The organism is Bradyrhizobium sp. STM 3566 (genome assembly GCF_045571445.1).
GTDB lineage: Bacteria > Pseudomonadota > Alphaproteobacteria > Rhizobiales > Xanthobacteraceae > Bradyrhizobium > Bradyrhizobium vignae.
Window position 1 is genome coordinate 3,141,158 of sequence record NZ_CP120692.1, and the last position, 13,551, is coordinate 3,154,708.

General features: G+C 62.5%; 10 protein-coding genes and 1 tRNA gene. 5 read left to right on the forward strand and 6 right to left on the reverse strand.

The window, feature by feature from the left end; translation table 11 throughout:
- Nucleotides 1–36 precede the first annotated feature (36 nt).
- Together P6U27_RS15065 and lipB are read right to left on the reverse strand one after the other, a co-directional pair.
- Entirely contained in the window at nucleotides 37–750 is a 714-nt protein-coding gene (locus P6U27_RS15065; RefSeq protein WP_122402791.1) for a DNA helicase, read from the reverse strand.
- Nucleotides 751–936: 186 nt separating this feature from the next.
- A complete protein-coding gene (gene lipB / locus P6U27_RS15070) occupies nucleotides 937–1,686 on the reverse strand; it encodes a lipoyl(octanoyl) transferase LipB (protein WP_122402792.1) in 750 nt (249 codons plus the stop codon).
- A gap of 67 nt (nucleotides 1,687–1,753) precedes the next feature.
- On the opposite strand from lipB, the gene P6U27_RS15075 reads away from it, so the two are divergent.
- Together P6U27_RS15075 and P6U27_RS15080 are read left to right on the forward strand one after the other, a co-directional pair.
- Complete coding sequence (locus P6U27_RS15075) at nucleotides 1,754–1,996, forward strand: FliM/FliN family flagellar motor switch protein (protein ID WP_018647371.1); 243 nt, start codon at nucleotides 1,754–1,756, stop codon at nucleotides 1,994–1,996.
- A 165-nt stretch (nucleotides 1,997–2,161) separates the two neighbouring features.
- Nucleotides 2,162–2,246, forward strand: a tRNA-Leu gene (locus tag P6U27_RS15080).
- A 480-nt stretch (nucleotides 2,247–2,726) separates the two neighbouring features.
- Here P6U27_RS15080 and P6U27_RS15085 read toward each other — a convergent pair.
- Nucleotides 2,727–2,999 carry a hypothetical protein gene (locus tag P6U27_RS15085; RefSeq protein ID WP_129143225.1) on the reverse strand — a complete coding sequence of 91 codons (273 nt, stop codon included), beginning with the start codon at nucleotides 2,997–2,999 and terminating at the stop codon, nucleotides 2,727–2,729.
- A gap of 206 nt (nucleotides 3,000–3,205) precedes the next feature.
- On the opposite strand from P6U27_RS15085, the gene P6U27_RS15090 reads away from it, so the two are divergent.
- From P6U27_RS15090 to P6U27_RS15100, 3 genes are all read left to right on the forward strand, one after another.
- Nucleotides 3,206–4,486, forward strand: coding sequence for an HlyD family efflux transporter periplasmic adaptor subunit (locus P6U27_RS15090; RefSeq protein WP_244607974.1), 1,281 nt, complete (start codon nucleotides 3,206–3,208; stop codon nucleotides 4,484–4,486).
- A 21-nt stretch (nucleotides 4,487–4,507) separates the two neighbouring features.
- Nucleotides 4,508–6,640: a glycosyltransferase gene (locus P6U27_RS15095; protein WP_244608019.1), complete on the forward strand. Its 2,133-nt coding sequence runs from the start codon at nucleotides 4,508–4,510 to the stop codon at nucleotides 6,638–6,640.
- 118 nt (nucleotides 6,641–6,758) lie between these two features.
- Entirely contained in the window at nucleotides 6,759–8,663 is a 1,905-nt protein-coding gene (locus tag P6U27_RS15100) for a diguanylate cyclase domain-containing protein (RefSeq protein ID WP_244607975.1), read from the forward strand.
- Nucleotides 8,664–8,752: 89 nt separating this feature from the next.
- Here P6U27_RS15100 and P6U27_RS15105 read toward each other — a convergent pair whose 3' ends face one another.
- The 3 genes from P6U27_RS15105 to P6U27_RS15115 all read right to left on the reverse strand — a co-directional run bounded on the left by P6U27_RS15105 (nucleotide 8,753) and on the right by P6U27_RS15115 (nucleotide 13,160).
- The gene (locus P6U27_RS15105) at nucleotides 8,753–9,910 is read right to left on the reverse strand and encodes a S1C family serine protease (RefSeq protein WP_160118820.1); all 1,158 of its coding nucleotides are present in this window, start codon (nucleotides 9,908–9,910) and stop codon (nucleotides 8,753–8,755) included.
- A 587-nt stretch (nucleotides 9,911–10,497) separates the two neighbouring features.
- A complete protein-coding gene (locus P6U27_RS15110) occupies nucleotides 10,498–11,820 on the reverse strand; it encodes a phosphoribosyltransferase family protein (protein ID WP_122402795.1) in 1,323 nt (440 codons plus the stop codon).
- 2 nt (nucleotides 11,821–11,822) lie between these two features.
- Nucleotides 11,823–13,160, reverse strand: coding sequence for an erythromycin esterase family protein (locus tag P6U27_RS15115; protein WP_129143228.1), 1,338 nt, complete (start codon nucleotides 13,158–13,160; stop codon nucleotides 11,823–11,825).
- Nucleotides 13,161–13,551 lie beyond the last annotated feature (391 nt).

Here is a 13,551-nt window from a genome sequence, read left to right on the forward strand (position 1 = left end):
CGGGTGAGCAATCTCACCCGCGGCCGGTTGCGATCGTCAGCTCGCTGCGCGGAACCGAACCTCGGAATTATTGAGGAAGCACGTCTTGTCGAACAGCTTCAGGTCCAGCGGGTTCGGCAACCTGACATCGCTGAGATCAGGACAGGGCTTGGTCGAGGGATCGTAGGATCGATCGATCTGCGAGATGAAAACCACGATCAGTCCCTTGTCACGTGCGAACGATTTCAGCGCACGTACCTGAACGGAGAGGTCAGGATTTTCGCGCCTCTGGTCGAGCAGTTGCAGATAGTCGATCACGACGAATGTGCCGCGTGGGACCGGAGCCATCCGCTTGACGACGTATTCGGCGCTGATCTCGTCGGAGCAATCCACCTCGAATAAATTGTCGAATTGCGCGGGATCGACGCCGATCGCCCGCAAGCGGTCCAGAACGTCTCCTTCTGTGTATTCGAGCGAGAAGAACGCCGCGTGGCTGCCTGATCTCATGGCCTCCACCGCAAGTTCGAGACTCATCAGGGTTTTGCCATGACCGGGGCGCGCAGCGACCAGCACAAGGTCACCCGGCCGGAATTGAGAAAACAGCTTGCCGGCCGGCGTCTCCGCCGCGGCTTTCGCCGCGAGCAGGCTCCAGGCGGAAAACCCTTCCGTGGTGGCGATGCGGTCAAGTGCGTCGTGGAGTGGAATGCCTTCCTCGCGGGACAGGCGCTTCGCCTTGCGCTTGAGATGATAGATGGGCGCAGACAGTCTCATCGTGAGAACCTCCCATTCCGAGCATGATCGCAATCCCTCCTTATGCCCAGCGCTCGAACAGTCGGTCCGATGATCAATTCGCCCGGCATGAAGTCTGCTTTCCCGGCGGAGGGGGGAGGCGTGGGCGGCGCCGGAATTGAGCGTAGCCGATTCCACGTCTGCGGAGAACGGCCTGCTGCGTGTCCGCTAGACGGCGGCCTCGGGCACCAGAGCCGTGGTCGGTCCGAACAGCTCTTCGAACGCCTGCCTCAACGCGATGTCGACATCGGCCATGGTCACGAGCTGGCCGAGATCGACCAGCGAGGTGACGCCGTAGCGGGGATCGGCGACGCCGCAGGGCACGATGCCCGAGAAATGCGACAGCTCGGGCTCGACATTGATGGCGATGCCGTGGAACGAGACCCAGCGCTTGAGGCGGACGCCGATCGCTGCAATCTTGTCCTCGTGATCCGTCCCCTTGTCGGGCCGCCTGACCCAGACACCAACCCGGTCCTCGCGCCGCTCGCCGCGGACGTTGAAGGCGGCGAGTGTGCGCAGGATCAGCTCCTCCAGACCTGCGACATAGGCCCGGACGTCGGGCCGGCGCCGCTTGAGGTCCAGCATGACATAGGCCACCCGCTGACCCGGCCCGTGATAGGTGAGCTGCCCGCCGCGGCCGGTTGCGAAGGTCGGGAAACGGGCATCGAGCAGGTCGGACTCCTTGCCCGAGGTGCCCGAGGTGTAGAGCGGGGGGTGTTCGAGCAGCCAGACCAATTCCGGGGACTCGCCCGCCGCGATCGCGGCGACCCGGGCCTCCATCGCGGCCACCGCGTCCGGATAGGGCACCGGAGCTTCCGAGATGAGCCATTGGACGGGCTCACCGCCTGAGGCGGAAAGCGACGTCAGATCGAGCTCTTGCCGTTGGTTTTGGCGGGGGCTTTCAGGGGAATTAACCATTGGCTAACCATAACGTGGTGATCATCTCGGGAGCAAATGCCAGTCTCATGTAGCAGCGGTCCTGACAGTGCCCACTCTCGATAAAGTCACCGTGGATCTCATGGTCGTCCTCGGGACGACCACCATGCCGATCCATCAAGTATTACGTCTTTCCCGCGGCGCCATCATCGAGCTGGATGCAACAGAGGCCGACGAGGTCAAGGTGCTCGCCAATAATCTGCCGGTCGCCTCCGGCGTCGTGCTGGTCGACCGCAACCGCATCGCGGTCGAGGTCAAGCAGATGCTGCCGCGCTCGCCGGGGACCAGGTAGGGCCCCGGGGGCACGCGGGAGCGGCCGATCTCCTGGGGAGGGCGGCGTTTTTCCTGCCAAGCTTGTGGAATTCAGGGCTTTTGTAGGCTTGTATCCCCATGATGGATTTGTTAGATCGGCGCCGCTGATCCGGCCGGCCTCAAAACCTCAAGCCGGCATCCCTTAGCGCTCGTGGCGGAACTGGTAGACGCGCTGCCTTGAGGTGGCAGTGGGTAACACCGTGGGGGTTCGAGTCCCTCCGAGCGCACCAAGGGCATAAGCCTCTGTTTTACAAAAGATTTCGCGGCTTCTCTTCCCAGTCTATTGCTCCAGACCGCGAATAGAATCGCATTTGGGCGCATCCCCGCTTCTTGATCCTGCATATCTCGATCGCGCGTTAGTCCCTTTGCCTGGTCGTGTCTTCGGTGGACCAACTGCGCGCCGGGAAAATCACGATTTGCGCGTGAGGCAGTGGCCTCGCCAACCCTAGACATCGGCCGGCTCTCATCGCGGACAACTCACCGGACCCGAACTCGCAACGTGCGGCTGTGATTTTGCGAACGGATGCGCGCAGAGCAACGCCATCACGGTCTCCGCGGTGGGGGGCGCCGCGCCAACGGGTCGGCGGGATTCGCATCCTGACCTGGGCGCGGCGAACGGCACATGCGGCCTCGCAAGATCGCGGGGACTGTGCACGGCTGCTGCTCGATCGCGGCCCGGACGTTTGCACCCGCCACTATAGCGACAACGTCTATCCTCTGCGTTCGCCCAATGTGGTGACGCGCTCGGAAGGCGCGCCTCCGAAAAGCGCTAAAGCGCGCCGTTGCTGGACGATGAGCTGAGCGGTGCAGCCGGCGTGTGCGGCATCCTCTTCGCAGACGGTCGCATCAAAGCGCGCGCGATGATCAGTCTCGACCGATTGCAAGGCTGCTTCGCGGAGGAGATTGCCGCCAATGCGTCTTTCAAGCCGGGATAAGTTGGCATCGTGATTTCTGTGCGGGCCGTAATCATCCGGTTTTGACACGGATTAACCTCATGTGGTGAAAGCTCGATACACTTCTCTCGGTTGCGACGACGAGTTTGCGACGCGACGAAATCCGATGCCGGCAAATGACAGCGGATTGACTGGCGCCTCAGACGCAGACTTCGCGGAAATGCTGGGCGAGCGGCGGCGATTGGTTTGCTTCGCCGGGGCAGGCGCAGCGACCAAAGCCTATTGGAGGTTCAGTCGTGGTCCGCTTGCATGTCGAACGCTTCATTCGTAGCCGAACCGTCAGGCGATCCCTGGCGCTCGGCATCATCGCTCTGAGCGGATGGGCCCTGCTGCCGTATGTGACCTACCGAATCGCTCCCTCCGCCTTCGTCAACGCCGAGCTCATGCGAGTGACTGCACCGATCGCGGGTCAGCTCGCGCCTGATCTTCCACGCAAAGGTGAATATTTCCAGCGCGCCCGGGTGGTGTCGCTGGTCGAGGCGCGTTCGCCGGATCGTCGGCACCTCATGGACCTCGATCAGCAGCTTGCCGTGTCCACCAAACGCGCCGAGCTCGCACGTCGGCAACTTGAGGAAATCGCCGAGCTCGATCGCAAGCTCGGCGAGCGCAGTGAGGACTATCGTTTGGGGGCGATGGCGCGCCTCAGTCACGAGATCGGAGAAACGGAGGCTGAAAGAGGTGGCTGTCTCGCCGAGGCGCGGCAGCGGAACGATGTCGCGGGCCGGATGGAGAGGCTCGTTAAGCTCGGCATCAGCTCACAGATCCGTTCGGCCGAGGCCCAAGCGTCTCAGGAAGCAACTGCAACGCGGTGTCAGATGGCCGATGAGCGCCTGCAGCGCTTCAAGACCGAGTTGGCGGCGGCCGAGAAGGGCATTTATCTTCGCAGCGATGCCAATGACGTGCCTTATTCTCAGCAGCAGCGCGAGCGGCTTGTTCTCCGCCGCCAGGAGCTCGAGACGGACCTGCTGCAAAACAGCTCGCGTTCCGCGCAGCTGGCCGCTGAAATCGCAGAGGAGCGCGCTCGACTTGATCGCCTTCAACACTACGATCTATCGTTGCCCGCAGCCCATGTGGTCTGGTCGGTCGCGGCCAGTCCAGGCTCGATGGTCACGGAAGGGCAATCGGTCTTTGATTTTGCAGATTGCGAGCGCCGCTTCATCGTCGTTGAACTGCCCGAGCGCGATTTCGAGAAGATCAAGGCCGGAGATGCGGCGGCTGTCCGCCTGATCGGGAGTCGGGATTGGAAGACCGGCCAGGTCCGGCAAGTTCGCGGCTCGGCGGCATACGCCGATGATCGACTGCTCGCGGCTCGGGTGCAGCGGCCGGATCCCGGCAATATTACCGTCGAGATCTCGTTGCCGCCCAACGAGACGGCGGCCGACCACAACGGCTCCTGCGATATCGGACGATTGGCCGAAGTTCGCTTCGAGCGCAGAGCCGATGGCCTGCTTCACTTGGTCAGCTCGAAGCTGAAATGGCTGACTGCTCGGCTGGACCTCGACCAATCATCCCTGTGAGCGAGAACTGCCGTGCAGGCCATGATTCTGCCTCTCTCTCAGCTGTTCGCGCCAATGCTGGGCGTCTTTGCGGCGATGTACCTGTTGGCGCCGACCTTTGCGGTCGCGCGCCCATGGGCGCGTATAGCGGTCTTCATCGCGGTATGGCTCGTCGTTGCCCGCTATCTCGAATGGCGTGTCTTCACAACGGTGCTGCCGGCAAGCGGGAGCTGGTATCAGGTCGGCTGGATCTGGTTCTGTCTCTTCGTTGAGCTCCTGACCTTCACGGATCAGTTTATTCTCTACCTGACCTTCCTACGCAGGACCGATCGACGCAGCGAGGCAGATCAGCACGAACGCCGGCTTCGCGGCCTGCTGCAGGATGAACTGCCCTCGGTCGACGTCTTCATTCCCACCTATGACGAGCCGCTCGATGTGTTGGAAAAGACCATCACGGGCGCACTATGTCTGGACTATCCCAACTTCCAGGTCTGGGTCCTGGATGACGGTCGCAGGCCCTGGCTCAAGGAACTCTGCGAACGCAAGGGGGCCGGTTATCTCACTCGTTCCGACAATTTGAATGCGAAGGCCGGTAATATCAATCATGCGCTGACGATGACGCATGGCGATTTCTTTGCGATCTTTGACGCGGACTTCGTGCCGCAGCGCAATTTCCTGATGCGCACAATGGGCTTCTTCGCCGATCCAAAGATCGCAATCGTTCAGAGCCCGCACGCCTTCTACAACGAGGACCCGATGCAGGCGAATCTCGGTCTGCACCGGCGACTGCCGGACGAACAACGATTCTTCTTCGATTGCATCATGCCTGCGCGCGACGGCTGGGATGGTGCCTTCTGTTGTGGGTCCAACTCCGTCACCCGTCGTGCAGCCCTCCGTACGGTCGGCGATTGCTTGCCGACCCAGTCCATCACCGAAGACATCCTGCTGACGCTGGTCCTGCTGCGCAAAGGGTACGTCACCCGTTATCTTTGCGAACCGCTGGCAATTGGCCTTGCGCCGGAAAGCCTTGGCGCGTTTTTCGTGCAACGGCAACGCTGGGCGCGCGGCGCGATCCAGACCCTGTATCTCGCCGCCGGGCCGCTCGGCCCCGGACTGAGCCTGATGCATCGGCTCCTCTTCTTTCCGACTCATTGGCTCTCACTGGGCTTGCGGGCGCTCATGGTCGTGGTGGTTCCGATCGTCTTCATGTGGACTGGCCTTGCGCCTGTCGTCGAGGTCACCCCTGAATCGGTCTTCTATTACTTGTTTCCCGCGATCCTGGCGCTCAACGGCGGTATTTCCTGGTTCGCGCCCCACGCGCACTTTCCGCTCGCTGCTCAGGTGTCGGCGACTATCCAGAGCTTCAAGATTCTGCCGACTGTACTCGGGACACTCGTCAAGCCGAAAGGGCATGCATTCAGGGTGACGCCGAAGGGAGCCGCCGCGCGCCGCACGACTTATGCTGCAGATATCTTCTGGCTATCGGCGGCCCTGATGGCGTTGACGGTTGTCGGCCTCGTTCTGAACACCATCCCGGAATGGCGGATCATCGATCATCCTGCCGCTTTACCGATGGTCGCCTTCTGGTCCGTCGTGAACATCGTCGTGCTCTTCTTCGTCTGCATGACCTCGCTACAGGCGCGGATGGGGCGTTCCGAGGAGCGCTTCGAAGTCGACGAACCGGTCGTGATCCATACCGACGCTGGCGAGCTGCTTTCCGGGCGCATCAGCAACATCTCCCTTTCCGGCGCGGGCGTCTTGCTCGATTCCGGTCTCGAGTGCCCGCGCAACGGAGAACCGCTGCGCGTACACATCATGCAGGTGGGCTGGATCGAGGCGACGAGCGTGCAGCAACGAGATCACTTCGTCGGACTGCAGTTCAGGTTGCCACAGTCGCTTGAACGAGACCTGTTGATTCGCAAGCTCTTCACCGTTGGCCGCCTGAAAGAGACCAGCGCTGTTGCTTGGTCGGTGAACACGACGATGCTCAAGAGCATCTGGTCAATGGCCGCGCCGTTGCCCCGGATTGAGACAAGTGGCGCAGCGTCTTCGTCGGCTGAGCGTCTGCCGGCCGAGAACCTCGTCATCCGGCCTCAACCGCGGATCGGCGATCTGGCACATCTCGCTGGAGTTCGAAACCTGCATCCGACAGGTTTCACCAGAACCTGGCCTTAGCCGGTCGGCGGCGATGCGGTCAGCCGCCTTCTACGTTCTGCCACAAACCTCAACCGAAAATGGGCAAACCCGTCATAGCCCGACTCGTCTTGGGTTTCAGGAGTGGAGGGAATATCTCTTGGCCGATCACCGCCGCGATGTTCGCCAAGGGCGTCTGACGTTCTGGGCATCCGTATTTGTGGCGGTCGCCTGCGCGGCGATTGTCGCACTCAGTGGCTGGCGGGAGTGGTCCTCGCGACAAGCGACGCTAAAGAACTCCGAAACGGACATGGCCAATCTGGCCCGATCGCTGACGCAACACGCGGACGACACCTTCGAGCTCACGGACACCGTTCTCAATGTTCTGGTTGGCCAGCTCGAACTCGAGGGAACCGGTCCTGCGGCAATTGCCAAGATTCAGGCCTTTCTTTCCCGGCGCAAGGCAGCGAATCGAATTCGGGCGGTGTTCATCTATGACGAGACCGGACGCTGGCTCGCAACCAGCGAGCCTCTGGACTTCGCCGGTCTCAACAACAGCGATAGGGAGTATTTCCAGCATCATCGCGCCGTGGATGACCGGAGAACCTTCATTGGACATCCGGTGAAGAGCCGATCGGGCGGGCAATGGATCATCACCGCGTCAAGGCGCTTCAATCACCCCGACGGCAGTTTTGCGGGGGTCGCCCTTACGACGATCGACGTTGACTTTTTTCTGCAGTTTTATGCCGGATTCGACGTCGGCCCGAATGGTTCGATCGCGCTGGCTGCTGCTGATGGCATTGTGCTCGCACGCAGCCCCGACAACGGATACACGGGCCGCGATCTGTCTGGTGCACCGCTGTTCAGGAACCTCCACGAGCGGCCGGCTGCGGGCGCCTACTACTTCACCTCGCCTCTCGACGGGGTTCGGCGCCTGAGCTTTTATCAACGGAGCACCCGCTACCCTGTTCTCGTGGTTGCCACGGAATCCGAAGAGGACGTCTTGGCTCCCTGGCGCAGATCCGCTCTGGGGCGCATGGCTGCAGTCCTGGGACTGACAGGAGGGCTGGCGGTTGCAGGGCTCCTGCTGGTGCATCAATTGCACCAGCGGCAAAAGATGGCCGCAGCCCTGGTCGCCAAGGAGGCAGATTTTCGCCTCCTTGCAGAGGAGTCGGGTGATATGGTGATGCGCATCGCGATCGACAGGCGGATCCTCTATGCGTCGCCATCCAGCGCTCGGGTTCTTGGCTGGGCTCCGAATGAGTTGGTGAACACGTCAATTCTCGCCGGGATCAATCCCGCGGACTTGGCACGTGTTGAGCAAACGATCTCCGCGCTGATGAAGGGCGAAGCCGAAGAGGCGAGAATTGCATATCGCACCCGTCATCGCGAGAGAAGTGAGGTCTGGATCGAAACTGCGCTGCGCGTCACCAGGAATCAGCAGAGTGCAGACATCGACGGCGTAGTGGCGATCTCGCGCGACATGACCGAGCATAAGGACCTGGAGGATAAGCTGTCGGCTCTCGCGACTTCGGATGGCCTGACGGCGTTGGCAAATCGCAGGCACTTCGACGAGCGGCTGACGGCGGAATGGGATCGGGCCAGGCGCGACGGAACGCCTTTATCGCTATTGCTGATCGACGTCGATCATTTCAAGAGCTTCAACGATCAGTACGGCCATCAAGCCGGCGACGCGTGTCTTCGCTCGATCGCCAGGGTCCTGGGCGAGTACGCCAGACGCCCGGCAGATCTGGCGGCGCGTTATGGTGGCGAGGAATTCGCCTTGCTGTTACCGAACACCGATGCAGGCGGTTGCCAGCAGGTCGGCGAGCAAATTCGGCAAGCGATCCACGAACTCGGCATCCTCCACGCGCTCAACCCGCCGTCCAAGCAAGTCACTGTGAGCATTGGCGGCGCAACACATGTGGCGCTGACCGACAGGGCGGATTGCGCGTCATTAATAGCGGCTGCGGATAAGGCGCTTTACGCCGCCAAGGACAGCGGGCGCAACGGCCTTGTGATGTCAGGGCAAATCATCGCGTGGCCCGGCTCGATACGGGCTTGAATGGCAACTCAGCCCAAGTCTCCTGGTTGCCCAAGTCTCCTGGTCGCCCAAGTCTCCTGGTCCAGGCCTTTTCCAGCGGACGTTGGCTACTACTCCGGATTTATAGGTGGACGCTGCCGCGGCTCGCGTGGGAGCTGGTCCAAGGTCACGCTCAATATACTTTGCTTTCCGGCGCGAACCATCGCGAGCTGAGCTGAGGAGCCGGGTGCCATAGCGTGGATCTTCTTTGTCAATTCGGAGGCGCTCCTGACCGCATCTCCTTCTACCTTCGTGATGACGTCGCCGCTTCGCAAGCCGGCCTTCGCCGCGGAACCATTGGTTTGAACGTTTGTCACGATCGCACCGTGAAGATCGTCGGCACCGAGGCTGTCGGAGATCTCGGGGGTCACTGATTGGACTTCGACCCCTATCGACCCGCGTGTTACGGTACCCTTCTCCTTCAGTTGGGGTATCACGCTCCTGACCGTTTCGGCTGGGATGGCAAATGCAACGCCCGCCCAGCCACCCGATAGAGAAAGGATCATACTGTTCACGCCAATGACATCGCCGTTGGTGTCGAGAGTTGGCCCGCCCGAATCGCCGCTGTTGATCGGTGCGTCAATCTGAAGGAAGCCGTCGGTCGGACCATTCTCGATTTCGCGTTCGCGGGCCGAGACGATGCCCGCCGTGACTGTTCCACCAAGCCCGAATGGATTGCCCGCGGTGAGCACCCAGTCACCGACGCGTGGTGATTGTTCCGCCACCTTCACGTAGCCAAAGTCGGTGCGGCCGTCGACCTTGATGAGGGCCAGATCACTGAGCGGGTCCCTCCCGATCACCTTTGCCGAGTAGGTTTTCTTGTCGGTCGTGCGGATCTCGGCAGTACCGTTGTCCTTGACGACATGGCTGTTGGTCACGGCGTAGCCGTCCGGAGAGATGAAGAAGCCCGATCCGATTGCAATCGTTTCGCGTACGTTCGGGTCTTTTTCGGAGGGTTTCGAGGCCTGCGCGTCGGGGGTATCTTCATCTGGCATATCGCTGAACGGCAGATCTGGCACAATTTGCTCAGGTTCGGCAGATTTCGAGATGACACCAATGACCGCCGGCTGAACTCTCTCAGCGATCTCAGCGAAAGTATTGGGCGCTCCATCCGACTTCGGCTCGGCAGGCGCGGTACTAACCGTCAGGGCCGCTAGTGCGACCATGCTGATCGCAGATGTTCGAAGGTGGGCGTGAATCAGTTTTCGTAACGCCAAGTCCATTTTCATAGCTCTTCCGTTGTCTGGCTCTCTGCTTCGATCGCCGGCTGTCGTGTCTTGCAAAGCTGTGCTCTCAAGGAGATGGTGCGCCTTGGCTCGCCGAAATCGCCTACTGAGTACATTGCGGCTGCGGCAGCTTGTTAGTTGCTCCGCATGTGGCGACCTTCCTTCTTGGTCGCCTCTGAAATGCCTCGCAGGGCATCCTGGCCTCGCAACGACCGAGATCGGTAAGCGCCACCTTCCGCCCAACGACAAGCTGAGCCAAAGGTTTCTTCTATCGTCCGCGAACAGTCCGTTCCTGGTTGGACCGGGCGGAGCCCACGCGCCGCCAGGAAAGTTCACGCCGAACTCCGCCATCTGCATTTGCCGACCGTGAAGGCCCAGCAGAGCCGCCCCCTCCGCCAAAGGACCCCTATCCGGCGGAGAAGGCGAGGGGCGGAGAGATCATTCTTCGCACGCCAGCGAGAAGAGCAATCTTCCTGGCGGGGCTCATCGGCGCCGTGATTCTGGCGATACTCTCTCTCGTACTGGCCCGGTAGGTGGCAAGCGCTTGATCGAGCCCGCATTCGGCGACGCTCGCGTCGGAGATGCGGCAACTAAGCGCTTCCTGTGGCCTTCGAGCGGCGCAGGAGCTCAGTGACTTCCTGATCCGAGGTTTGGCCGAAATCCCTGTAATGCATGCCCACCGCAAAGAACGGATCGGGGCTGACGAGACAGATGATCTCGTCCACCTCCGCACTGAGATCGGCAAGCGAGTCGCGGGGAGCCAGCGGCACTGCAAGTACGAGATGGCCGGGCTTCGACCTTGCCAGCGCCCTGAGCGCGGCTTTCACCGTTCCGCCCGTCGCGATCCCGTCGTCGACGACGATCGTGGTGCGCCCGGCAATCTCCGGCGGCGGTTCGCCGTCGCGGTAAAGCTGCCGGCGGCGTTCGATTTCGGCGAGCTGGCGGGCGGTCTCGGCCTCTAAGTAGGCCGTGCTCGGCTGGATCTCGCGCAGGATCTCCTCATTGAGCACGACCTGCGGATGAGCGCCATCGACGACCGCGCCGAGCCCGAGTTCCTCGTGTCCCGGCGCCCCGATCTTGCGCACCAGCACGACGTCCAGTTGGGCGTGCAGCGCTCGCGCAATCTCGAACGCGACGGGCACGCCACCGCGCGGCAGGGCAAGCACGATCGCGCCGCTGTCTCTGAACTTCGTCAGCGCCGAGGCCAGCCGGCGGCCGGCGTCTCGCCGGTCGGCAAAAACCAAATGATCATCCGTTACGGCGTCCGAGCGCCGCGAAGGCAGAAACCGGCGGAACCAGCGGATGGCGTGTTGCGTCACCTGTTCGAGCGCACCAGGCTCTTCGAACAGGTGCGTCGCCTCCGGCACGATCACGAGGTCCTTTGCGCAGGACAGCTCCGCAAAGGCTGAACGGTTGAGCGGGATCACCGGCAGATCGGCGCCGCCGACGATCAACAGGGTCGGCGCGGTGACGGCGTGCAGCGCCTCGCCAGCCAGGTCCGGGCGGCCGCCGCGCGAAACCACCGCCGCGACGTCCGGTCGGCCGGCAGCCGCGACCAGCGCAGCCGCAGCACCCGTGCTCGCGCCGAAATAGCCGATCGGAAGCGCTGCGAGCTCCGGCCTGTCGCGGGTCCAGTCCGCGGCCTCCGTGAGTCGCGATGCCAATAGCGGGATGTCGAACACGTGGCCTCGATCGCGCTCCTCCTCCGGGCTGAGCAGATCGAGCAGCAGCGTGGCGAAGCCCGCTTCACGCAGCGCCGCAGCGACCTGGTTGTTGCGCGGACTGAGGCGGCCACTGCCGCTGCCGTGGGCAAAAATCACGATGGCGATCGCGCCTTGCGGCAGGCCCAAAATGCCGGCGAGACGGTGCGGACCGACAACCACTTCGCCGAGCTCGTCGCGCGCGCTTGCCATGATCAAAACCCGAAGGGATACGTTTCTGCGGCGCCCGATGCGGCCCGTGTCGCAAGCGCCGTCACTGCATTGGTTTCCTCGAACCAGACGAAGGCATCGAACTGATCGGGTAGCACCGCCTCGAAATAGTGGCTGAGGCGCTCCGTCTCGGGCCGGTAGACGACGCCAATGGCGCGCTCGAGCCTGGGGCCGGTCAGTCGGTCGCGCAGCTCGCCCCGGCCGGGGGGCCGAAAGTCGGTCAGCGAACGCGCCAGACCCGTGCGGTGGAACAGGTACTCATAGCTGTCTTCGCGCGCGGGCCGAACCGACTTGATCTCCATCTCGCCGCCCCAATCGGTCGCCGCAGCCACCGTACCGCGATCGGTGCCGAAGCCGATCAGCGCGGCCTCGTCGCCATAGCTGTTGCGCGCGAGCTCGCCGATGTTGAATTCGCCGGCCCAGCCCATCGAAGTTGCCGCGGCGTTGCCGATGTGCGAGTTGTGAGCCCAGACTACGGCCTTGGCCTGCGGCCCCCGTTGCTGCATCAGATATTGCAGCGTGTCGAACATATGACGGTCGCGCAGGTTCCATGACTCGGTAGAACCGCGATACATGATGCGATAGTACTGCTCGGCCGCGCGCACGATCCGCGCATTCTGTGCGGCGTTGAAGAACGCCTCGCCATCGCGTTCGGCATAGGAGAGGCGCTGCGCCAATAGCTCGCGCAATTGCGCGACCACCTCGTCCTCACATGTGTCTCGTCCGAACATGACGGCATGACCGTACCCGGCGGGGTCGGCCTGCCAAGGCGTGAGGCAGGAATAGCGTTCGCGCGCCGCGCGGGCGCGCTCCGGGTCGACGCGCTCGAGATAGGCGATGACGGCGGCAATGGAGCTCCTCAGGCTGTAGACGTCGAGTCCCCGGAACTGGACCTTCCGCTCCGCGCGGCAGGCATCGTTGTGGATGCGCAGGTAGTCCACGAACTGCTTCACCTCGATGTTTCGCCACATCCAGGTCGGAAAGCGTTCGAACGGCCGCTCCAGCGGCTGTTCGGACGGCAGTTGCCGCACGAGATGATCGATCGTCGTGGCATCCGGCCAATCGGCCTCGACCGCGACGATGTTGAAACCGTGATGCTCGATCAACTGCCGGGTGATGCTGGCACGTGCGCGATAGAACTCGGATGTGCCGTGCGTAGATTCGCCGAGCATTACGATTTTGGCCTCGCCGAACCGGTCGAAGAACGAGGAGAAGTCGTCCCGTTCGGCGGCCGGCAGATGCTCGCCCGCTTCGCGCAGGAGATCGATCAACTCGCGATTGGTCCTTTCGCGAATCTGCACGGCAGCCGGTGAAAGGGTCATACCAGGTTCCCCTGGATGGTTGTGCGCGCTTCTCCGGGATGCGCACGCGCACACGAGCTTCAGGGATTATCCCAGGCGCGCGCTGCGCAGGAAGCGCCGATCAGCGCTACTCCCGAACCAACTCGAGCGCCGGTCCGACGTTCCTCGCCCGGTGAATGTCGCGTAGCGACCCCGATCCCTGATGGAGCCATGCCGGAGCTCCAAGCGGCGGGCTGGGATGAAAGGGGTGATCACCAGGCTGCCGTCATCGCGCTCAATGTGGTCGATCGTGGCCGGTTTCGAGAAGTGGCGGAGACTCCGCGATCGCGATCCGGTCCGTCATGAGGCCGTTAGACCAAGGAGGAGATCGAGGAGATGCCGAGCCCGGACCTGAACGGCGTCGCAATCCGGC